Origin of the sequence: Arthrobacter sp. U41, from assembly GCF_007679325.1 — a bacterium.
Classification (GTDB): Bacteria; Actinomycetota; Actinomycetes; order Actinomycetales; family Micrococcaceae; genus Arthrobacter.
Map to the genome: position 1 here is coordinate 116163 of NZ_VEGI01000006.1, position 20809 is coordinate 136971.

Here is a 20809-nt window from a genome sequence, read left to right on the forward strand (position 1 = left end):
TCCTGCGCAGGCGCCCTCCCGGGCCAACCGGATTGTGCTGATTTCTCAATATCAGCCTATTGTGACTTATTTTTAGTAATCAATTGAAAGTGATTGATTATCTAAGATCAGCCCTTTAGGGTGGGGCTATGTACGTGATGACCATCGACCAGCGCGGCAGCAGCGCCGACGTGGACCGTGTCCCGGGCCTCCTGGCGGAGCTGACCGGGCTGTCCACGGCCGGGCGCTTCGAGCGTTCCGTGGGAGACGAGGTCCAAGGCGTCGTGGAGCGCCCGGACGAAGTGGTCGACATTGCACTGCACGCCCTGAGAAGCGGACGCTGGTACGTGGGCATCGGGGTGGGGGCGGTGGACCGGCCCCTGCCTGCCAGCCCGAGGGAAGGCTCCGGGCCGGCCTTCGTGGCCGCGCGGGTGGCCGTCGAGAACGCCAAGTCCGGATCAGCGCATGTGCCGCTGGCCATTGTCTCCGGAGGACTGCGCCGCGGAGCGGCCGCGCCGTCGCCCGCAGGATCTGCCGGCGCCCGCGCCTGCGCCAATGCCGAGGCGGTGCTGCGGCTGATCGGGCGGCTCGTCCAGGACCGGACTGCCGCCCAATGGAAGGTCGTGGATGTGCTGCGCTCGGTGCAGCACGGCCACTCCGGCACACACGGCACGCAGAAAATCGCTGCCAAGGAACTGGGAATTACCGAACAATCGGTGAGCCGTGCGCTGCTGCGCTCCGGCTGGCAGGAAGAATGGGCCGCGAGGCCGGCGGCGGAAATGCTGCTGTCCTTCGCCCATGAAGCAATCACCGGCACCGGCGACGCTGGCGAGCAACCTGCGGACCAGGCCCGGGATGCGGGCGTGGGCCGGCACCCGGATTCCCGCCCCCGGGACAGTACAGAAGGAGACCGGTGGACGCGCTCTGGATCACGCTGACCCTGCTCACTGCCGGCTTCGTCGGCTGGCCCGTAACCGCCCTGGTCTTCCGGCTCGCCCGCACCATCGACGACAGGGCCGACGCCGGCGCCGCCGACCCGGCCAATGACCCCGCGGCGGATGTCACCGTCGACCACCCGACCGCCGGCGCTTCCATCACCGCTACTTCCGGCACCGCTACTTCCGGCAGCGGCAGTTCCGACGCCGGCCCTGCGGCTTCGGCGGCAGGCTCGGCGACCGTCTCGGTCAGCAGCGTGCGGATTTTGCGCGGCGGCGCGATCATCGGTGTGCTGGAGCGGCTGGCGGTCTGCCTCGCCATTCTCGCCGGCGAACCGGTGGCCATCGCCTACGTGGTTGCCATCAAGGGACTGGGCCGCTTTGCCGAGCTGAAGGAGACGCCGGTTGCCGCGGAGCGGTTCATCATCGGCACCCTCACCTCCCTGTTGTGGGCCGCCGGCGTCGCAGCCCTGGCCAAAGTGCTCTTCCTGGGCTGACCGCGGCAGGCGCCCGGATGGGTACCTGCCCGGCGGAGCGATAGTGTATCCATATGACTGTTTTTGCTGTTGAGTACGTCTACGACGCCGAATCCTCCGAAGCCCGCGACGCCACCCGCCCCGCGCACCGCGAATGGACCGCAGGACTTGCCCAGGAGGGAACGCTGCTCGCCAGCGGCCCCTACGGCGACGGCGCCGGTGCCCTGCTCATCTTCAAGGCCGCCGACGAGCAGGCCCTGAACGAGGTCCTCAAGCAGGATCCCTTCGCCTCCGCCGGTGCCATCTCAGGTACCCGCACCATGGTGTGGGCACCTGTGACCGGCCTCCTGGCCGGCCACGCCGCCTGACCAGCCCCGCCAGACCTACTTCGCTACACCTACTTCGATACAAGGAGTCCATGTGACCTCGGTCAGCCTGGGAATGCCTGCAGCACCGCCCCCCGTCCTTGCGCCCCGCCGCAAAACCCGCCAGATCAAGGTGGGCTCGGTGGGCGTCGGTTCCGATTCGCCCATCAGCGTGCAGTCGATGACCACCACGCCCACCACGGACATCAACGCCACCTTGCAGCAGATCGCCGAGCTCACAGCGTCCGGCTGCGACATCGTGCGCGTCGCCTGCCCGTCTGCGGACGACGCCGAGGCGCTGCCGATCATCGCCAAGAAGTCCCAGATCCCGGTGATCGCGGACATCCACTTCCAGCCGAAGTACGTCTTTGCCGCCATCGAGGCAGGCTGTGCCGCCGTCCGCGTGAACCCCGGCAACATCCGCAAGTTCGATGACCAGGTCAAGGAGATCGCGCGCGCGGCGAAGGACCACGGCACCTCGATCCGGATCGGCATCAACGCCGGATCGCTGGAGCCCGGCATCCTGAAGAAGTACGGCAAGGCCACCCCGGAAGCCCTCGTGGAATCTGCCGTCTGGGAGGCCTCGCTGTTCGAAGAGCACGGCTTCAACGACTTCAAGATCTCGGTCAAGCACAACGATCCCGTGATTATGGTTGCCGCCTACGAGATGCTCGCCGAACAGGGCGACTGGCCGCTGCACCTTGGCGTCACGGAGGCCGGTCCCGCGTTCCAGGGCACCATCAAGTCGGCCACGGCTTTCGGTGCACTGCTCTCCCGCGGCATCGGTGACACCATCCGCGTGTCCCTCTCCGCGCCGCCGGTGGAGGAGATCAAGGTGGGAAACCAGATCCTGCAGTCGCTCAACCTGCGCCCGCGCAAGCTCGAGATCGTCTCCTGCCCGTCCTGCGGCCGCGCCCAGGTGGACGTGTACACGCTCGCCGAGCAGGTCACCGCCGGGCTGGAAGGCATGGAGATCCCGCTGCGCGTTGCCGTGATGGGCTGCGTCGTGAACGGGCCGGGCGAAGCCCGCGAAGCCGATCTGGGCGTCGCGTCGGGCAACGGCAAGGGCCAGATCTTTGTGAAGGGCGAGGTCATCAAGACTGTTCCCGAAAGCCAGATTGTTGAGACACTGATCGAAGAGGCCATGCGTATCGCCGAAGAGATGGGGGAGGCCGATGGCGAAGATGCTGTCAAGGGTAGCCCCGTGGTTAGCGTCTCGTAAGGACGGCGCCGGAACCGGCGTCGCCGTCCGGACCCTGGGGGGATCGGACACCTCCCAGCTGCGGGACCTGGCCCGGCAGGACGCCGTGGCCAATGTCTTTATCCTGTCCCATCTGGAGTCGGCCGGTTCGGCGGCTCCCACCGCCGGCGGCGCCAGCATCCTTGGCGTGTTCGACGGCGGCACCCTCCTCGGGGCCTGCTGGGCCGGCGCGAACCTGGTGCCGGTACAGCTGGGCCCGGAGCTTGCCGGCGCGGTTGCACTCGCCGCGCACCGCTCGGGCCGCCGGTACGCCTCCATCTTTGGTCCTGCCGACTCGGTGCTTGCCCTGTACGAGGGGCTGGAACAGTTCGGCCAGGCGGCCCATGAAATCCGCGAGGACCAGCCGCTGCTGACGATTGCCGGGCCGCCCGCCGTGGCTCCGAATCCGCAGCTGGGCTTTGGCCAGCTGGCGGACTTCGATAAAATACTGCCCGCGTGTGCGGCGATGTTCGAAGAGGAAGTGGGCTATTCCCCCTACCTGGGCGGCCGGGAGTACTACAGCCGCCGGGTCAAGGGGCTCATCCGTGAGGGGCATTCCCTGGTCCACCTCGACGCCGCCGGCGAGGTGGTCTTCAAAGCGGAACTTGGCGCGGTCACCCCGGAGGTGACGCAGGTCCAGGGCGTGTGGATGAACCCCTCCCTCCGGGGCCAGGGCCTCAGCGCCGGATACATGGCCGCCGTCGTGGTCCTGGCCCAAACCCGGGCGCCGGTCACCAGCCTCTACGTGAACAACTTCAACACCAGGGCGAGGGCGACGTATGACCGGGTGGGTTTCCGCCAGGTCGGCACGTTCGCCACCGTACTGTTCTAACTCCGGCACGGTTTTAACTTCAGTGCTCTTCTATCCCGGTGGTAACACTGGCCACACGGAAAATATCTGGGTGCGGACTCTTGTTTTCGTGTCGCGCGTCACATAGGTTCGATCTAGCCGTGTCGCTTGGGCACGTGTTTCCCCGGGAGCAACAGCCGGGGGTGCAGACGCCCTGGAGGGCAACACAACGGAACTCACAGCCAGGACTTTGGCGGTGCTGGGGCCGCGGAGCCACGCCATGACAGGATGACCAGCCGGAGACGGCCAGGGGCTTCCGTCAGTTATGGCGTGGCTCTTCTGCGTCCGGGCTGACGGTAGATTAGTACCTAGACTCTTGTGCCGGTTGCCCGGTTGCCCGGTTTTTACTGTTGCCCAGCACCTTCCCAGAAACGGATAGATACCCAGTGGTCCTTCGACTCTCCAAGCTGTTCCTGCGCACCCTGCGTGAAGATCCCGCCGACGCCGAAGTGGCCAGCCACCGGCTCCTGGTCCGCGCCGGGTACATCCGCCGTGCCGCCCCGGGCATCTACACTTGGCTTCCGCTGGGCCTGAGCGTGCTGCGCAAGGTGGAGACGGTCATCCGCGAGGAAATGTCCGCCATCGGCGCGCAGGAAGTCCACTTCCCGGCCCTGCTGCCTAAGGAACCCTACGAGGCCACCAACCGCTGGACCGAGTACGGCGAGGGCATCTTCCGGCTCAAGGACCGCAAGGGCAATGATTACCTGCTGGCGCCCACGCACGAGGAAATGTTCACCCTGCTGGTCAAGGACCTGTACTCCTCGTACAAGGACCTGCCGCTGAGCATCTACCAGATCCAGAACAAGTACCGCGACGAGGCACGTCCCCGGGCGGGCCTGCTGCGCGGCCGCGAATTCATCATGAAGGATTCCTACTCCTTCGACGTCGACGACGCCGGCCTGGACGCCAGCTACGAGGCGCACCGCGGCGCCTACCTAAAGATCTTCGAGCGCCTGGGCCTCGAGGTTGTTCCCGTCTCCGCCACCGCCGGTGCCATGGGCGGGTCCAAGAGCGAGGAATTTCTGCACCCCACCGAGATCGGCGAGGACACCTTCGTCCGCTCCGCCGGCGGGTACGCGGCCAACGTCGAGGCCGTCACCACCGTGGTCCCCGCGGACATCGACTTCAGCAACGCCCCGGCCGCCGAGGTCCGGGACACCCCGGATACCCCCACCATCGAGACGCTCGTCGATGCCGCCAACGTCCTGGTGCCCCGGGCAGAGGCCGACGGCGGCGCCTGGACTGCCGCTGACACGCTCAAGAACGTCGTCCTCGCCGTCACCCTGCCCACCGGCGAACGCCAGATCGTCGTCATCGGCGTTCCGGGCGACCGCGGCGTGGACCTCAAGCGCGTGGAAGCGAACATCGGATCCTTCCTGCCGATCGCCGGTGAGATCACCCTCGAAGCCGCCGGCGAGGAGGACCTCAAGAAGCAGCCCCTCATCGTCAAGGGCTACCTCGGACCGGGCCTGTCCCTCGACGCTCCGCTGCTCGGCACCGAAGGGGCCGCCAAGCTGCTGTACCTGGTGGATCCCCGGGTGGTCAGCGGTACCGCATGGGTCACCGGCGCCAACGAGGCCGGCAAGCACGTCTTCGGCCTGGTCGCAGGACGCGACTTCGGCTGGGACGGCGTCATCGAGTGCACCGAGGTGCGCGCCGGCGACGAAGCCCCGGACGGCTCCGGCCCGCTGGAAACCGCCCGCGGCATCGAAATGGGCCACATCTTCCAGCTCGGCCGCAAGTATGCCGAAGCCCTGGAGCTGAAAGTCCTGGACCAGAACGGCAAGCAGGTGGTGGTGACCATGGGATCCTACGGCGTCGGCGTCACCCGCGCCGTCGCGGCCCTGGCCGAATCCAACCACGACGACAAGGGCCTCGTCTGGCCCCGCGCCGTCGCGCCGGCCGATGTCCACGTTGTGGCCGTGGGCCGCGGCGAGGAAATCTTCGCCGCCGCCGAGAAGCTGGCCCTCGAACTTGAAGCCGCCGGTCTCGACGTGATCTACGACGACCGTCCCAAGGTGTCTCCGGGTGTGAAGTTCGGCGATGCGGAACTGGTGGGCGTGCCGACCATCCTCGCCGTCGGGCGCGGCCTGGTGGACGGCGTGGTCGAGATCAAGGACCGCCGCAGCGGCAACGCTGAAAACATCGCCGTTGAGAAGGCTGTCGACTACGTGGTCGACGCCGTCCGCAACCACTAACCCGCCCTTCCAGGCGTGGTTTCCGGACTCGAATCGATCGAGCTCAGCACCCTCATCCTGATCGTGGTCGCCGGCTTCGCCGCGGGCTGGGTCGATGCCGTCGTCGGCGGCGGGGGACTGATCCAGCTCCCGGCGATGCTGCTGGTGCCGGGCATCAGCCCGGTGCAGGCGCTGGCGACGAACAAGATGGGGTCGATTTTCGGCACCGCCACCAGCGCCGTTACGTATTACGGGCGGGTGCGGCCGGATCTGCGCACAGCGCTGCCCATGGCCGTCATTGCCATGGCCGGGAGCTTTGGCGGGGCCGTGCTCGCGGCCAACCTCCCGGCCAGCGTGTTCAAACCCATCATCGTGGTGGCGCTGGTCGCCGTCGCGCTGTTCACCGCGTTCCGGCCCAACGTGGGGGAGCTGACCAAGCTGCGGCACAACGGCCACCGGCACTATGTGCTGGCATGCTTGATCGGCGGTGTGATCGGCTTCTACGACGGACTGATCGGCCCCGGCACCGGGTCCTTCCTGGTCATCGCGCTGGTCTCGGCCATGGGCTATGCCTTCCTCGAAGCCAGTGCCAAGGCGAAGATCGTGAACATGGCCACGAACGCCGGGGCGCTGTTGTTCTTCGTGCCGCACGGTGCCGTGCTGTGGGGTCTTGGGCTGGTCCTTGGCGTTGCGAACATGGCAGGCGGCTACCTCGGCGCCCGGACGGCCGTGACGCAGGGAAACAAATTCATCCGCATTGTGTTCCTCGCCGTGGTGGCGGCGCTGATCGTCAAGCTGGGCTCCGACATCTGGTACGACAACTTCGCCTGACACCCCTCCCCGTCCCCTCGCCCCGGGCGTAGCATGCAGCTATGTCAGCTCCTGAAGAACGCTACAGCGACGCCCTGGAGTCCGCCGCCCGGCACGCACGCCGGTGGCTGGAGAGCCAGGTAACACGGCACGTCGGCCCCCGGGTGACCGCGGCGGACCTCGCGTCCGCCTTCGGAGGTCCGCTGCCCCAAGGCGGAATGCCGCCAGCGGAGGTGGTGGACTATCTGGCTGCGAAGGCCGAACCGGGGCTCATGGCCATGCCCTCCGGACGGTTCTTCGGCTGGGTCATCGGCGGCACCCTGCCGGCCGCGTTGGCCGCGGACTGGCTGGTCAGCGCGTGGGACCAGAACGCGGTGCTCCGCTACGCGTCCCCAGCCGCGGCCGCCGTCGAAGAGGCCGCCGGAGCGTGGCTGCTGCAACTGCTGGGGCTTCCGGCAGAGTCCGACGTCGGGTTCGCCACCGGCGCGACGATGGCGAACTTTGCCGGGCTGGCGGCCGGGCGCTGGCGCCTGATGGCCGACGCCGGGTGGGACTTCGACGGCGACGGCCTCTTCGGCGCCCCGCGGATCGAGTGCTTCGTGGGGCGGGAACGGCACGACTCGATCGACCTTGCCCTGCGGTATCTGGGGCTGGGGCGGCCCACGGTGGTCCCCGTGGACCGGCAGGGCCGCATCGACCCGCGGGAGCTGGACCGGGCCCTGGGCAGCGCCGTCGAGCAGGCGTCAGCCGCCGGTTCCGGCCCGGCCCGGCTGCTGGTCTGCCTGCAGGCCGGCAACCTGCACTCCGGAGCCTTTGATCCGTTCCTGGAGGCAATCGCCGTCGCAAAGGCCCGCGGCGCCTGGGTCCATGTGGACGGCGCGTTCGGGCTCTGGGCCGCGGCCGTCCCGGAGCTCGCCGCCCTGACCGCCGGGATGCAGGGCGCCGATTCGTGGGGGACTGACGCGCACAAGACCCTCAACGTCCCCTATGACTGCGGGATCGCGGTGGTCCGGGATGCCCGGGCCCTGCGCGCGGCCATGGGCCTGCACACGAGTTACCTGATCCAGGACGCGGATGGCGCGCCGGACCCCTTCGAATCCGTACCTGAGTTGTCCCGCCGGGCCCGCGGGGTGCCGGTCTGGGCCGCGCTGAAATCGCTGGGCAGGGACGGCGTGGTCGCCCAGGTCCGCGGGCTGGTGCGGCACGCCCGGCAGCTGGCGGAGCGGCTGTCCGCGCTGGACGGCGTCGAGGTGCTCAACGACGTCGACTACACCCAGGTCTCGCTGGCCTTCGGCGACGACGCCACCACCCGCGCGGTCACCGCCCGGATCATCGCCGACGGCAGGGTCTGGATGTCCGGATCGCGCTGGCAGGACCGCGACATCCTGCGGATTTCGGTCAGCAACTGGAGCACGGACGACGCCGATGTGGCAGTCGCCGTCGACGCCGTCCGGAACGCCCTGGCAGCGGTCCGCGGGTCCGCCGGCTAGCTGGCAGCTTCTCCGGGCGCCGGCAGTTCGTGCGGCGCGGGAAGCTCCGGAAGGGTCCGGCCGGCCAGCGTGCTGGCCACCCAGAGCGACCGGGCAAGGTCGCCCCCGTGGCGTGGCTTCGCGGCGTACCAGAGGGCATTTTCCACCTCGCGGGCCAGGCTCCATTGCCGGGCCACCTCGGCGTCGAGCCCTGCGGCCATGCTGAAGTCGCGGCAGCGCTCCTGCAGGCCCCGTTCCGGGTCCGCCCGGGACAGCTCACCGATCCGGTTCCACAGCAACGGTGCCACTGCGAACTCCGCCTCGCCGATCATGGGCTGCGGATCGATGGCGGCCCAGCTGTCGGTGTGGTCATGGCCGCCGTCGGGGTTGTTCCTGCCGGACCGGGCCGGCATGTTCAGTTCGCGGCCGGGCCGGGCCAGGATATTCAGGTAGTGCAGATCGGTATGGACTAGCACATCCTTCCCGGAGCGGCGGCCGACGGCTCCGCGGGTCTGGCAGACCTCCAGCGCGGCTTCCAGCAGCCAGCGCGGGAAGGGCCGGCCCAGCCGTTCCCAGCTCTCCGGCAGTTCGTCACTCCATTGCTCAGCCCGCGCCGCGATGTGGCTGAACTCCCGCCATTCCGGCCGCCCGTCCGGGGCGAGGCTCAGCCGGCGGACCAGAGCGCCCCAGACCGGGACGGCCTCGTCCATGGGCACGTCCTGGAGGGAATGGTCGGCGGCCAGGCGTTCCAGCAGCAGCGCGCCCGCATCGGCGTCGTGGGCCAGAAGCCGGACCGCGCCGTGCCCGTTCCAGAGGGCCAGGGCATGGGGTTCCACGAGGGCTTCGTCGTGCGGATAGGCGATCTTCAGAACGGCTGCTTTACCGTCGGCGGCGTTGCCGACTGCATCGGCCCGGTCGGCGTCGGCACGGCGCCGCACCGGGACCACGATGGCCCCGTGACCGTTCCACGGCAGAGCGCCGGGCGCGAGGTCCAGCTCAAGCTGCCACTGCTTCAGGCAGCGCCCGACCAGCCGGGGCAGCGAGGACAGCCAGTCGCGGCCGGTGGAGCTGGCGCCGTAGCGGCGGCCGAGGTCGGGCGGAAGGGGGATGTCTGCAGGCTGGCTCATCGGATCCAGCGTAGTGGCTGGCCCTTGTTAGACGGTGATGCCGCTGGCGCCGAGCCAGCTGCCGATCAGGAAGGTCGCGATGAGCGCCGCGGCTCCGCCGATCACCACGCGGACGGCCGCTTTCGTCTTGGAACCGCCGCCGATCCAGGCGCCGATGGCTCCGGTCAGGGCCAGTGCGATCAGCACGGCCACAAACGTCAGCGGTACGCGGATGTCCTCCGGCGGCAGCAGGATGGCCAGCATGGGCAGGATCGCGCCGATGAGGAACGCCGCAGCGGAGGCGAACGCGGCATGCCACGGGCTGACAATATCGGTCTCGTCGATGTGCAGCTCCGCGGAAAGGTGGGCGCCCAGGGCATCGTGGGCGGTGAGTTCCTTGGCCACGGTGCGGGCCGTGTCGGCGCTGAGGCCCTTGCCCTGATAGATCGCGGCGAGTTCCTCGAGCTCCTCCTCGGGCTGTTCGGCCAGTTCCCGGCGTTCCTTTTCGATCAGGGCCTTCTGGCTGTCCTTCTGGCTGCTCACGGAGACGTACTCGCCCAGGGCCATCGAGATTGAACCGCCTACGACGCCGGCCGCACCGGCGACGAGGATGGGCCCGGAATCAGTGGTCACACCGGCGACGCCCACCACGATGGCGGCGACGGACACGATGCCGTCATTGGCGCCCAGCACGCCCGCCCGCAGCCAGTTGAGCCGGTGCGCGATGTCGTTACGGTGGGGTTCATTCTCATGCTGGATGGGGGCGGTTTGGCTGTCCATGACTACAGCAAAGCACCGGAACTCACTGCTGGCCAGCATGAGGAGGCTAAGCAAAGTAAGCCCCGGCTTCCCCGGTGAGGGGAAAACCAGCAGGCTAGGGGCTGGGAGTGGGCGACGGGGCGGGCAGTTCCGGGAACCCTTGCGGGTCTGCTGCCAGGCCGGGCAGGGCGCCGGTCTCCGCGCCCCAGAGGGCAGACCGACGGGCCGTACCCACCAGGCCGGAGATCGCCCACTGACGGGTCGGGCCCTCGCTCAGGGCCACCAGGTCGCCGTAGACGGGCAACGCCGTGGCTTCCAGGCCTCCGAGGCCGGCGGCGGGGGAGGCGAGGAACTCCGGGGTCATGGTGTAGCCGGCCTCGCGGGGCGGCACCGGGGCGCAGTGCACCCTGCTCAGGTCTTCAGCATCCGTGGCGAGGGCTTCGTGCCTGGTGAGCTGCCGCGACGCCGAGGCAGCCGCAGCGCCGTCCATCCTGGTCAGGGCCACCTGGTAGCCGTACACGGCTTCCAGCTCGGTCCGCACGGTGGCCGCCAGCGCGCCGTGCAGCGTAGCGGCGGCGGAGTCCTGGTCAGCCGAAGGTTCCGCCGGGGAGGACGACGGCGACCCCGTGGCGTCCTGGCAAGCGCCGGACAGGCCGTCGACTCCCGGGGCCCCGGCGCCGGGGTCGGGTCCGGCAGGGGCCGGTGCCCCTGCGGCCGCGGCGAGCGATGACGCCTGGAGCAGCTGGGCGGTCCCCACGGCGGCCAGCAGCCTGGCCATGCCGCCGTCGGACCCGGCAGCGTCGGCGAACCGTTGCGAGGCGCTGGCCGCAAGTTCCGTAGCCAGCGCGGCGGCCGTAGCAGGCGGCTGAGCGACAGCCGGGGAAGAGGTGGGGGAAACGGACGGGGAAGCAGATGTACCAGCGGACGGGGAGCGCGGCGCCGGAGGGGAGGCCGGCGCGCTTTGGCCCGGCACCAGGAGGGCCCGGGCCTGGTTTGTCAGCAAACTCACAGTCCCTGCCGCGGCGGCTTTTTCGTCGCCCGCGGTGGAGCGGGCGAGCTGCTCGCCGGCAGCCCGCAGCCGCAGTGTCTCAGTTAGCGCGGCGGACCTCGCCTGTTCGGAAAACGGCGGTTCGGCAGGCTCCGGGGGGCTCCCGGGGCGCAGTGCCATGCCCAGGCTGACCACCACCAGGGCAAGGCAGGCCAGGAGCGCGACGCGGGGAATGAGCTCCCGCCGCCGCTTTTCCCCGGTGTCGTCTTTCACAACAGACCATTTTGTCATGGTTGGCATGCAGGCCGGGAACTCGGTGCACCACGGCGCCCGGAAAATGGCTAGGCTAGTACACACAACATCATCTAACGGGAGGCGGCCGGCATCATGACCAACGCAGAAGCCACGACTTCAACAGACCGGACCGGAACGGGGAAGGCTGAAGCCGCACCCGCCCACAACTTCGAGGCCGAGCGGTTGCATGCCCTCCTGGAACCCGAAGTTCTCGCAAACCGGCTGTATCTGGAGGACGTTTCCATTCATGTCGCCGGGGCCAACCGGGTAGTCCACGTAGTGGTGGACCTGCCCCAGGAGGAAACCGGCGGCGTCGGCCTCGACGTCATCGCCGAGATCTCCAAGACCCTCTCCGACACCCTGGACAACGATCCCAGCACCGACTCACGCCCGTACGAGCTTGAAGTCTCCTCGCCCGGCGTCGGCCGGCCCCTGACCGAAGAACGGCACTGGCACCGCGCCCGCGGCCGGATGGTCAAGGTCAACGTCCTGCAGGGTGAAAACGTCACCGGCCGGGTCCAGGCCGTCGACGCCGACGGCGTCACGCTGGTCCCGGAAATCACCGTGAAGAAGGGCATGAAGCCCAAGCAGGGCGAGCCCATCAAGCTTCCTTTCGACAGGATCCGCAGTGGAAAAGTCGAGATAGAGTTCAGCCACCTCGAAGAGGCCGGCCTGAAGAACGCAGACAACGGACCTTCTGAGGAGGCCTAATGGATATTGACATGAGCGCACTGAGACTCCTGGAGCGTGAGCGTGAAATCCCGCTGGATCTCCTGATTCCGACCATCGAGCAGGCCCTCCTGGTGGCCTACCACAAGACGCCGGGAGCCTTCGAGAAGGCCCGGGCCGAGCTGGACCGCAAGAGCGGGCACGTGACCATCTGGGCCACCGAGATCGACGACGACGGCGCCCCGGTGGGCGAATTCGAAGACACCCCCGCCGGTTTCGGCCGCATTGCCGCCAGCACCGCGCGGCAGATCATCCTGCAGCGCCTGCGCGACGCCGAGGACGACAACGTGCTGGGCCAGTTCAAGGGCCGCGAGGGCGAGCTGGTGGCCGGCACCATCCAGCAGGGCAACAACCCGCACATGATCCAGGTCAACCTGGGCACGGTGGAGGCACTGCTCCCGCCGCCCGAGCAGGTCCCGGGGGAGAAGTACACCCACGGAAACCGGCTCCGCGCGTTCGTGATCGATGTGCACCGCGGCACCAAGGGCCCGTCCATCACGCTGTCCCGGTCCCACCCGGGTCTTGTGCGGAAGCTCTTCGAAATGGAAGTTCCGGAAATCGCGGACCGCTCCGTGGAGATCGTCGCCCTGGCCCGTGAGGCCGGACACCGCACCAAGATGGCCGTCAAGGCCAACAACCCCGGCATCAACGCCAAGGGCGCCTGCATCGGTGAAATGGGCTCCCGTGTCCGCGCGGTCATGAACGAACTCAACGACGAGAAGATCGACATTGTGGACTACAGCGACGATCCGGCGACGTTCATCGCCAGCGCGCTGTCCCCGTCGCGGGTGAATTCGGTCACCATCACGGACGAAGCAACCCGCTCCGCGCGCGTGGTGGTCCCGGACTACCAGCTCTCGCTCGCGATCGGCAAGGAAGGCCAGAACGCCCGTCTCGCCGCCAAGCTCACCGGCTGGCGGATTGACATCGTGTCCGACGCCGCAACCGGCCGCGACAAATAGCTCCAGACAAATCGGTCCCGCGCACGCGGGAACCGGCACAAGGGCCGCAACTCAGGCCCGCCCGTCAGCGTCCGAGTCCCCGCAAGTTCGGGGACCGGGCGCTTGAGGGGCTAGAATAGACATGACCGCGCCTAACGGCCGGTATCCGCGTGTCCTCAACGCGTCCGGGTTCAGTCCGGCGAAGGTGTTGTCCGCAACCCTTGGCCAGGCAAGCTCCGGAAGCCCGGGGCCGGCAGATATGTACTGGCAGGAAGATACTCGTAAGTGGCACATGTGCAACACCTCGAGAATCAGCCGCAGCGCACCTGCATTGGATGCCGGAAAAAAGGTCCGCGGTCGGAGCTACTCCGGCTCGTCGCCGACGTCAGCGGTTCATCCGCCGTCGTAGTGGATGAACGACGCCGGATGGCTGGCCGGGGTGCATGGCTGCACCCCAGCGAAAAGTGCCTGGCACTGGCGGTCAAACGTCGAGCGTTCGGTCGCGCCCTCAATGGCGCCGCCGGAACAGCCGACGTCGAACGCCGGATCCTGGCAGGCACGCAAGCCGTGGACACCCCGGTGGCCGCAGCAACAACCGTCCAACCTGAAAGCGGGTCAGAAAACTGATGGAAACCCGATGAGTTCCCAGCGATGAGTGCGCAACGATGACAACTTTGTTGCGCTCTGCAATGGGCCTTTCAGCTGCACTCGCGGCGGAGGCCCGCAGTAAGAAGTAGACGGTTCGTGCCTGGCTCGGTGCGGACCGAGACAGGAGAAATGTGGCCAAGGTCCGCGTACATGAGCTTGCTAAAGAGCTCGGTATTACTTCCAAAGATGCAGTAACCAAACTGCAGGAACTGGGCGAATTCGTTCGCTCCGCCTCTTCCACCATTGAGGCCCCCGTTGTGAGGAAACTCCGCAACGCATACCCCGACGCAGCAGCGGCTTCGAAGTCCGAAGCGCCCGCGTCCGCCCCCAAGGCACCCGCCAGCCCCTCGGCAACCCGTCCGGCGCCCGCGCCGGCCCCGGCAGCGCCGGCAGGTGCAGAGGCCAAGACTGAAGCTCCGGCTCCGGCAGCAGCTGCTCCGGCGCCCAGTGCCGCCCCGGCGGCTCCCGCTGCACCGGCAGCCCCCGCTGCCCAGACTCCGGCTGCGCAGGCTCCGGCCGCGCCGTCGACGGGCGTCAAGCCCGGCGCACGTCCGGCTCCCAAGGCTGAAACCCCGGCTGCTCCGGCACGCCAGGGCTCGGCACCCCGCCCGGGCGGTCCCCGTCCCGGCAACAACCCGTTCGCCACGTCCCAGGGCATGCCCCGCGGCCGCGGCGGCGACAACGATCGTCCCTCGCGTCCGGGCAACAACCCGTTCGCTCCTTCCCAGGGCATGCCGCGTCCGGGCGGAAGCCGCACCGAGGGTGAACGCCCCGGCGGCCCGCGTCCCGCAGCAGGCGCCGGCGGTCCCCGTCCGGGTGCTCCCCGCACCGGCGGCGCTCCGGGTGCACGCCCGGGTGCTCCCCGTCCGGCTGGCGCTCCCGGCGCCGGCCGTCCGGCAGGCGCCGGCGGAAACCGTCCGACTCCCGGCATGATGCCCAACCGCACCGAACGTCCCGCACCGGCTGGTGCAGGCCGTCCCGGCGGCGGCGCACGTGGTCCGGGGCGTCCGGGTGGCGCTCCAGGAACCGGTGCTCCCGGTGCCGGTGGCGGCGCTCCGGCCGGCGGCGGCTTCGGCAAGGGTGGCCGCGGTCGCGGTGGCACCCAGGGTGCTTTCGGCAAGGGCGGCGCAGGACGTGGCAAGCAGCGCAAGTCGAAGCGAGCCAAGCGTCAGGAACTCGAGCAGATGAGTGCTCCGTCGCTGGGTGGCGTGAGCGTACCCCGCGGCGACGGCAACACCGTAGTCCGGCTTCGCCGTGGCTCGTCCATCACGGACTTTGCCGACAAGATCGAGGCGAACCCCGCTGCACTGGTGACCGTGCTCTTCCACCTCGGCGAAATGGCTACGGCCACGCAGTCGCTGGATGAAGAGACCTTCGCCCTGCTCGGCGAGGAGCTTGGCTACAAGCTCCAGGTCGTGTCCCCGGAGGATGAGGAGCGCGAGCTCCTGTCCGGCTTCGACATCGACTTCGAAGCCGAACTGGAAGCCGAAGGCGACGAGGAACTTGAGGCACGTCCTCCGGTTGTCACCGTCATGGGTCACGTCGACCACGGTAAGACCCGCCTGCTCGATGCCATCCGCAAGTCCGACGTTATGGCGGGCGAGCACGGCGGCATCACGCAGCACATCGGTGCATACCAGGTCACACACGCCCACGAGGGTACCGATCGCAAGATCACCTTCATCGATACTCCGGGCCACGAGGCGTTCACCGCCATGCGTGCCCGTGGTGCGAAGGTCACCGACATCGCCATCCTGGTGGTTGCAGCGGACGACGGCGTAATGCCGCAGACCATTGAAGCCCTTAACCACGCCCAGGCGGCCAACGTGCCGATCGTCGTGGCCGTGAACAAGATCGACAAGGAAGGCGCCAACCCGGAGAAGGTCCGCGGCCAGCTGACCGAGTACGGACTGGTCCCGGAAGAGTACGGTGGCGACACCATGTTCGTGGAGGTCTCTGCCCGCCAGAACCTGCACATCGACGAGCTGCTCGAGGCCGTACTGCTCACCGCAGACGCAGCCCTGGACATGCGCGCCAACCCGAACAAGGACGCCCGCGGTATCGCGATTGAAGCCAACCTGGACAAGGGCCGCGGCGCGGTTGCTACCGTCCTGGTTCAGTCCGGCACCCTGAACGTCGGCGACACCATCGTGGCAGGCACGGCCCACGGCCGCGTCCGTGCGATGTTCGACGACGACGGCAGCGCCCTCACCCAGGCGGGTCCGTCCCGCCCGGTTCAGGTACTGGGTCTGTCCAACGTCCCGCGCGCCGGCGACACCTTCTTCGTGACCGCTGACGAGCGCACCGCCCGCCAGATCGCCGAGAAGCGTGAAGCTGCGGACCGCAACGCCGCCCTGGCCAAGCGCCGCAAGCGCATCAGCCTGGAAGACTTCGACCAGGCCGTCGCCGATGGCAAGATCGACACCCTCAACCTCATCCTCAAGGGTGACGTGTCCGGTGCCGTGGAAGCCCTCGAAGACGCGCTGCTCAAGATCGATGTCGGCGAGGGCGTCCAGCTCCGCGTTATCCACCGCGGTGTCGGTGCGATCACGCAGAACGACGTCAACCTGGCGACGGTCGACAGCGCCGTCATCATCGGCTTCAACGTCAAGCCCGCCGAGCGTGTTGCCGAACTGGCAGACCGCGAAGGCGTGGACATGCGCTTCTACTCCGTCATCTACGCAGCAATCGATGACATTGAGGCAGCCCTCAAGGGCATGCTCAAGCCGGAGTACGAAGAGCACCAGCTTGGCACCGCCGAGGTCCGCGAAGTGTTCCGTTCCTCCAAGTTCGGCAACATTGCAGGCTCGATCGTGCGCTCGGGTGTTATCCGACGCAACGCCAAGGCCCGCATCAGCCGCGACGGCAAGATCATCGGTGACAACCTCACCGTTGAGACGCTCAAGCGCTTCAAGGACGACGCCACTGAGGTCCGCACGGACTTCGAGTGTGGTATCGGGCTTGGTTCGTTCAACGACATCACCGAAGGTGACATCATCGAGACCTTCGAGATGCGCGAAAAGCCGCGCGTCTAAGTTGGTTTAGCGTTACAGGTGCGGGGCCGTTGGGTTTTTCCCGGCGGCCCCGCCCCTTCGCCGGACGGTTTCGATCTTCGATCGCAAACCGACCGGCTCCGACAGGCCCGATGCCACTCCCAGGCCGCCGGAAAAAACCCAACGGTAGTCCGTCGTAGACTCGCCTTAAAGGCGTGGCATCAAAACTCAACAGTTGTGCGACCACCGTTCCGGCGCCGTCGTACATCCAAAATTTTTTAGGAGTGGAAATGGCTGATCCCGCACGGGCTGCCAAGTTGGCGCAGCGGATTAAGGTTGTTGTTGCTGAGGCGCTGGGCCGGAGGGTCAAGGATCCTCGGCTTGAGGGCGTCACTGTTACCGATGCGCGCGTGACCAACGATCTTCAGCACGCCACCGTCTACTACACGGTGTTCGGCGACCAGCTGGTCCAGGCTGAGGCCGCCAAGGGGCTTGAGAAGGCCAAGGGCGTGCTGCGTCAGGAAGTCGGCCGGAACATCACCGTCCGGCTGACCCCCACCCTGGAGTTCGTGGCGGACCAGATCCCGGTCAACGCCTCGAACCTGGAGGAACTGCTCCGGGCCGCGAAGAAGCGCGACGCCGAGGTGGCCGCACTCGCTGCCAGCGCCAAGCACGCCGGCGACGCCGACCCCTACAAGAGCGATACTCCGCAGGACGTGGAGCTCGACGAGGACGATTTCGACGAAGAGGACCTGGACCTCATCGACGAAGACGACGTCGACGAAGACAGCAACAAGTAGTCCAGCAACAACGCAGTCACTGATACAAGTGACTTTCTGTACGGAAATGGCCGGCCCCTGCAGGGGACCGGCCATTTCTGTCGGGTCTTCGGTGGGGGACAGTTCAGCCGGGTCAGTCGTCGCCGAGGTCCAGGTACACCACCCTGCCGTCGGGCGGACCGTTGGCTCCGGGTAGGGAATTGACCGTGGCGTATAGGGTGTCCCCGCGGAGATCGACGTCGGCCGTGAAGACGGCGGCCAGCACCAGGGTCTGTTCGCCTGAGTCCGGATCGATCTTGAGGACGCCGTCGCCGAAGAGCGAGGCAACATACATGTCGCCGTTGTCGGCCAGGGCCAGTCCGGTGGGCGTCAGGATGTCATCGGCCACCAGCTCCACCTCGTCGCCGTCGGGGTCCACTTTGTAGATCGCCCCGCGGGCGCCCATCCTCGGGTCTTCCGGCCCGCCCGGGAGCGAGGTCACGTACAGCCAGCCGTCACGCCCCACGGCGACGTCGGTCGGGACGGCCTCGAAATCGTAGGTCGATCCCACCACGCAGTCCGGCAGGCCGTTGGCGGCCGCGACGTCCTTGGTAATTTCATACGGCCGCGGCGGCAGCACCGCGACAGTCTGGGTCTCGCCGCTGCTGGTGTCAACGGAGACCACGCTGTTCGCCCCGGCGTCAGCGACGTAAATGGTCTCGTCGGTGAGCGCGATGCCGTACGGGTGCGAATCGATTTCTCCCTCGTAGGTTTCGGGCATCGTGGGAGGCAGTTTCGCCGCGCAGCCATCGGGCAGGTCGCGGTAGCCGTACCGGGTGTCGCCGTCGGCGTTCTCTTCAGTTTCCAGCGCGGCGAAATCGCCCAGGGTCCGCTGCTTCCCGTCTTCGCCGATGATGCGGACGTGGCCGGCCAGCGCTGCAGGGTTGGGGCCGGCGCCCTTGCTCTCCAGGAAATACGTCTCGCCGTCCTGGCGGGCATTGCCCGCAACGCTCCAGTCAGGGGTTTCGTAGAGGACGTGCCGGGTGCCCTTGGAATCGACACGGGTCAGCCGGCCGGCGAAGGACTCGCTCACCGTCACGGAACCGTGGCGGCCGGCAGTGACATGCAGCGGGCCCACCAGCTTGTCGGTGAGCACCACCGGAGCCTTCGCTTCGGTGGTCCCGCCAGACGTTGTGCCGGTGGCATGGCCCGGGGCTGCGCCGGCAGCTGTCCCAGCGGAGAGGAACACGGCGGCCGTGACGGCCGTGGCTAGCAGTGACAATCCCATTCCCATGGTTGGCTCCCGAGGCGAGTGATGATTTATCCAGACGACTGAGACCGCTGAGACCATTGAGACCGGTGGAGTGGCCGCCCGATTCTTCGAGGCGGCCCCTACAGCGGATATTAGGCCGCGGGAGCCGCAAAGTCGATGACTTCCCGGCAGGCCGGGATCCTCCGCGGCTGACGGCGGTTCTGGCTATGATCGGACCATGCTGACACCACCCCCGGCCCCGGACATCAACCGATTCCTGGATCAGGCCATCCAGCTCGCCGCCGGGAGCGCGGCCGACGGCGGCGGACCGTTCGGGGCACTGGTGGTAACGGCCGACGGTCGGGTCCACACGGGCGTCAACCGGGTGACCCGGGACAACGATCCCACCGCCCACGCCGAAGTGGTGGCCATCCGCACGGCCGCGGCCGCCGTCGCCAACTTCGATCTCAGCGGCGCCGTGCTCTACGCAAGTTGTGAACCGTGTCCGCTGTGTCTCGCCGCGGCCCTGTGGGCCCGGGTGGACCTGGTCTACTTCGCCGCGGACCGCCACGCGGCCGCCGCCGCAGGGTTCGACGACGCGCTGTTCTATGAGTACTTCAACGGAACCCGGCCGGAACTCATGCCGGTCCGGCAGGCGTCCGTCCCGGCGTCGGACGTTCCTTTCCAGGCCTGGCGCGCGAACCCGGGCCGCATCGAGTACTAAGGCACCCGGCCCCGGGGGTCTTTGGACTCTAGGCCCCCTCCGCGCCGGGGAGTCCCATGGAACCATGACTGCGGGGACTCGGGAAGGCGGTGGGCCGTGGGCTCCGGCTTGATTACGTGCCCCCACTGCGGGAAGACCAACCGGATTCCGGCATCGGCTGCCGGTCATCCGCGCTGCGGCAACTGCCGCAAGGACCTGCCCTGGATCGTCGCGGCCGGTGACGCCGACTTTGCTGTTATCGCCGAGCAGTCCTCGACGCCGGCGCTGGTCGACTTCTGGGCTGCCTGGTGCGGTCCCTGCCGCATGGTCAGCCCGGTGCTGGACAAGCTGGCCCAGGAGCGCGCCGGCCAGGTCAAACTCGTCAAGGTCGACGTCGACACGTCACCGGCGCTCTCGCAGCGTTTCGGCATCCAGGCGATCCCGACCATCCTGCTGATCAGGGACGGCAAAGTAGTTGCCCGCCAAGCGGGAGCGCCGCCCGCCGCGGCCCTGCGCCAGTGGCTCGACGGGACGTTGGCGGCAGGCCGTCCGTGACGGGCCCAACGGCGAGACGGAGGAAGCTATGACCGAGATAGTGCGCTACGAAGTGGGATCCGGGACCGTCCTGGTGGAGGTCGCGGACAACAGCTTCGGCGTCGAACGGCCCGCGCGGAACGAGCAGGGAATTACGGACGCCGGGCGGCGGCTGGAAGATGCGCTCTCCGCCATCCGGCCGGCGGCCAACGCGGCGGCGGAGGTCCTCAAGGAAGTTGGCGCCGAGCGCCTGGAACTTCAATTCGGCGTGAAGCTGGCCGGTGAAGCGGGGGCGATCATTGCGCAGAACTGCTCCGAGGGCCACTTCATCGTCACCATGTCCTTCACGCAGGCTCCCGCCGCGCACCTGGCGCCCGAGGAAGAAATCATGCTGTGAGCGGCTTCAGCGGCGCCTGCTCCGCGCACCCTGGGCGCCCAGGCCGCCCAGGAACGGCGAGCCGACCCCCAGCAGGAAGCCGAAGTCGTACCAGTTTCCGGCACGGGCCGAGTTGTAGAACGGAAACTCGCTCCATTGCCCGAAGACGTGGACGATCAGCACAATCCACGCCGTGAGCCCGTTCCAGATGCCCCATAACAAGTCCTGCCACCACATGTGAACCTCCCTCACCGGGCCCGGATACACCAGGCACGGAACCACCAACCCGGAAACGGACGTCCCGGGACGCGCGCGGAAAGCATGCGTTGCGCTCAGGGTAGGCGCTGCCCGCCCCCGGCGGTAGGGGACAGGGACCCGTTGGCGCAGGTCTCAGCCCGCACGGCTCAGCCCGCGCGGCCCTCAGCCC

Annotated in this window: 21 protein-coding genes; 16 read left to right on the top strand and 5 right to left on the bottom strand. The window is 68.0% G+C overall.

Going from position 1 to position 20809, the window contains the following annotated elements:
* Window positions 1-128 precede the first annotated feature (128 nt).
* The 8 genes from FS787_RS15965 (at window position 129) to FS787_RS16000 (ending at window position 8322) form a co-directional block, all read left to right on the top strand.
* A complete protein-coding gene (locus FS787_RS15965) occupies window positions 129-917 on the top strand; it encodes a MarR family transcriptional regulator (protein WP_313959661.1) in 789 nt (262 codons plus the stop codon).
* Window positions 893-1411: a hypothetical protein gene (locus FS787_RS15970; RefSeq protein WP_144673914.1), complete on the top strand. Its 519-nt coding sequence runs from the start codon at window positions 893-895 to the stop codon at window positions 1409-1411. The genes FS787_RS15965 and FS787_RS15970 overlap by 25 nt, the downstream gene beginning before the upstream one ends.
* A gap of 53 nt (window positions 1412-1464) precedes the next feature.
* A complete protein-coding gene (locus FS787_RS15975) occupies window positions 1465-1758 on the top strand; it encodes a YciI family protein (protein ID WP_056432544.1) in 294 nt (97 codons plus the stop codon).
* 52 nt (window positions 1759-1810) lie between these two features.
* The gene (gene ispG, locus FS787_RS15980) at window positions 1811-2977 is read left to right on the top strand and encodes a flavodoxin-dependent (E)-4-hydroxy-3-methylbut-2-enyl-diphosphate synthase (RefSeq protein ID WP_056432543.1); all 1167 of its coding nucleotides are present in this window, start codon (window positions 1811-1813) and stop codon (window positions 2975-2977) included.
* Window positions 2940-3827, top strand: a complete 888-nt coding sequence (locus FS787_RS15985; RefSeq protein ID WP_144674127.1) for a GNAT family N-acetyltransferase — start codon at window positions 2940-2942, stop codon at window positions 3825-3827. Before ispG ends, FS787_RS15985 begins: the two co-directional genes overlap by 38 nt.
* A 404-nt stretch (window positions 3828-4231) precedes the next feature.
* Window positions 4232-6043, top strand: coding sequence for a proline--tRNA ligase (locus FS787_RS15990; protein WP_144673915.1), 1812 nt, complete (start codon window positions 4232-4234; stop codon window positions 6041-6043).
* 15 nt (window positions 6044-6058) lie between these two features.
* The gene (locus FS787_RS15995; protein WP_144673916.1) at window positions 6059-6853 is read left to right on the top strand and encodes a TSUP family transporter; all 795 of its coding nucleotides are present in this window, start codon (window positions 6059-6061) and stop codon (window positions 6851-6853) included.
* 41 nt (window positions 6854-6894) lie between these two features.
* Window positions 6895-8322 (top strand): pyridoxal-dependent decarboxylase, encoded by a 1428-nt coding sequence (locus FS787_RS16000; protein WP_144673919.1) that lies wholly within the window; start codon window positions 6895-6897, stop codon window positions 8320-8322.
* Here the strand turns inward: FS787_RS16000 and FS787_RS16005 are convergent.
* The 3 genes from FS787_RS16005 to FS787_RS16015 all read right to left on the bottom strand — a co-directional run bounded on the left by FS787_RS16005 (window position 8319) and on the right by FS787_RS16015 (window position 11427).
* The gene (locus FS787_RS16005) at window positions 8319-9428 is read right to left on the bottom strand and encodes an aminoglycoside phosphotransferase family protein (RefSeq protein WP_144673921.1); all 1110 of its coding nucleotides are present in this window, start codon (window positions 9426-9428) and stop codon (window positions 8319-8321) included. The genes FS787_RS16000 and FS787_RS16005 overlap by 4 nt on opposite strands.
* A gap of 27 nt (window positions 9429-9455) precedes the next feature.
* Window positions 9456-10187: a VIT family protein gene (locus FS787_RS16010; protein ID WP_144673923.1), complete on the bottom strand. Its 732-nt coding sequence runs from the start codon at window positions 10185-10187 to the stop codon at window positions 9456-9458.
* A gap of 94 nt (window positions 10188-10281) precedes the next feature.
* Window positions 10282-11427, bottom strand: coding sequence for a ferritin-like domain-containing protein (locus tag FS787_RS16015; RefSeq protein WP_144673925.1), 1146 nt, complete (start codon window positions 11425-11427; stop codon window positions 10282-10284).
* A gap of 114 nt (window positions 11428-11541) precedes the next feature.
* Between FS787_RS16015 and rimP the strand changes: the two genes are divergently transcribed.
* The 5 genes from rimP to rbfA all read left to right on the top strand — a co-directional run bounded on the left by rimP (window position 11542) and on the right by rbfA (window position 17559).
* Window positions 11542-12159, top strand: coding sequence for a ribosome maturation factor RimP (gene rimP, locus FS787_RS16020; protein WP_144673927.1), 618 nt, complete (start codon window positions 11542-11544; stop codon window positions 12157-12159).
* Window positions 12159-13139, top strand: coding sequence for a transcription termination factor NusA (gene nusA, locus FS787_RS16025; RefSeq protein WP_144673929.1), 981 nt, complete (start codon window positions 12159-12161; stop codon window positions 13137-13139). Before rimP ends, nusA begins: the two co-directional genes overlap by 1 nt.
* A gap of 273 nt (window positions 13140-13412) precedes the next feature.
* A complete protein-coding gene (locus FS787_RS16030) occupies window positions 13413-13745 on the top strand; it encodes a YlxR family protein (RefSeq protein ID WP_260982596.1) in 333 nt (110 codons plus the stop codon).
* A gap of 152 nt (window positions 13746-13897) precedes the next feature.
* Window positions 13898-16801 (top strand): translation initiation factor IF-2, encoded by a 2904-nt coding sequence (gene infB / locus FS787_RS16035; protein WP_144673933.1) that lies wholly within the window; start codon window positions 13898-13900, stop codon window positions 16799-16801.
* A gap of 248 nt (window positions 16802-17049) precedes the next feature.
* Window positions 17050-17559 (top strand): 30S ribosome-binding factor RbfA, encoded by a 510-nt coding sequence (gene rbfA, locus FS787_RS16040; RefSeq protein ID WP_056432514.1) that lies wholly within the window; start codon window positions 17050-17052, stop codon window positions 17557-17559.
* 112 nt (window positions 17560-17671) lie between these two features.
* On the opposite strand, the gene FS787_RS16045 is transcribed toward rbfA, so the two are convergent.
* The gene (locus FS787_RS16045) at window positions 17672-18805 is read right to left on the bottom strand and encodes a ScyD/ScyE family protein (protein WP_260982604.1); all 1134 of its coding nucleotides are present in this window, start codon (window positions 18803-18805) and stop codon (window positions 17672-17674) included.
* Window positions 18806-19007: 202 nt separating this feature from the next.
* Here FS787_RS16045 and FS787_RS16050 point away from each other — a divergent pair, with 202 nt between their 5' ends.
* From FS787_RS16050 to FS787_RS16060, 3 genes are all read left to right on the top strand, one after another.
* Window positions 19008-19493 carry a nucleoside deaminase gene (locus FS787_RS16050; protein ID WP_144673937.1) on the top strand — a complete coding sequence of 162 codons (486 nt, stop codon included), beginning with the start codon at window positions 19008-19010 and terminating at the stop codon, window positions 19491-19493.
* A gap of 96 nt (window positions 19494-19589) precedes the next feature.
* On the top strand, window positions 19590-20027 hold the full coding sequence (gene trxA, locus FS787_RS16055; RefSeq protein ID WP_144673939.1) for a thioredoxin: 438 nt from the start codon (window positions 19590-19592) through the stop codon (window positions 20025-20027).
* A gap of 28 nt (window positions 20028-20055) precedes the next feature.
* A complete protein-coding gene (locus FS787_RS16060) occupies window positions 20056-20403 on the top strand; it encodes a CU044_2847 family protein (RefSeq protein ID WP_144673941.1) in 348 nt (115 codons plus the stop codon).
* A gap of 6 nt (window positions 20404-20409) precedes the next feature.
* Here FS787_RS16060 and FS787_RS16065 read toward each other — a convergent pair whose 3' ends face one another.
* Complete coding sequence (locus tag FS787_RS16065) at window positions 20410-20619, bottom strand: hypothetical protein (protein WP_056432501.1); 210 nt, start codon at window positions 20617-20619, stop codon at window positions 20410-20412.
* Window positions 20620-20809: the final 190 nt, after the last annotated feature.

Bases quoted from the DNA above. Each gene is read 5' to 3' on its own strand.
- FS787_RS16000 (WP_144673919.1), top strand. From the start codon at position 6,895: ATGTCAGCTCCTGAAGAACGCTACAGCGACGCCCTGGAGTCCGCCGCC.
- FS787_RS15985 (WP_144674127.1), top strand. From the start codon at position 2,940: ATGCTGTCAAGGGTAGCCCCGTGGTTAGCGTCTCGTAAGGACGGCGCC.
- FS787_RS15975 (WP_056432544.1), top strand. From the start codon at position 1,465: ATGACTGTTTTTGCTGTTGAGTACGTCTACGACGCCGAATCCTCCGAA.
- FS787_RS16050 (WP_144673937.1), top strand. From the start codon at position 19,008: ATGCTGACACCACCCCCGGCCCCGGACATCAACCGATTCCTGGATCAG.
- rbfA (WP_056432514.1), top strand. From the start codon at position 17,050: ATGGCTGATCCCGCACGGGCTGCCAAGTTGGCGCAGCGGATTAAGGTT.
- FS787_RS16010 (WP_144673923.1), bottom strand. From the start codon at position 10,187: ATGGACAGCCAAACCGCCCCCATCCAGCATGAGAATGAACCCCACCGT.
- FS787_RS16005 (WP_144673921.1), bottom strand. From the start codon at position 9,428: ATGAGCCAGCCTGCAGACATCCCCCTTCCGCCCGACCTCGGCCGCCGC.
- FS787_RS16045 (WP_260982604.1), bottom strand. From the start codon at position 18,805: ATGGGATTGTCACTGCTAGCCACGGCCGTCACGGCCGCCGTGTTCCTC.
- FS787_RS16060 (WP_144673941.1), top strand. From the start codon at position 20,056: ATGACCGAGATAGTGCGCTACGAAGTGGGATCCGGGACCGTCCTGGTG.
- nusA (WP_144673929.1), top strand. From the start codon at position 12,159: ATGGATATTGACATGAGCGCACTGAGACTCCTGGAGCGTGAGCGTGAA.
- FS787_RS16065 (WP_056432501.1), bottom strand. From the start codon at position 20,619: ATGTGGTGGCAGGACTTGTTATGGGGCATCTGGAACGGGCTCACGGCG.
- rimP (WP_144673927.1), top strand. From the start codon at position 11,542: ATGACCAACGCAGAAGCCACGACTTCAACAGACCGGACCGGAACGGGG.
- FS787_RS15965 (WP_313959661.1), top strand. From the start codon at position 129: ATGTACGTGATGACCATCGACCAGCGCGGCAGCAGCGCCGACGTGGAC.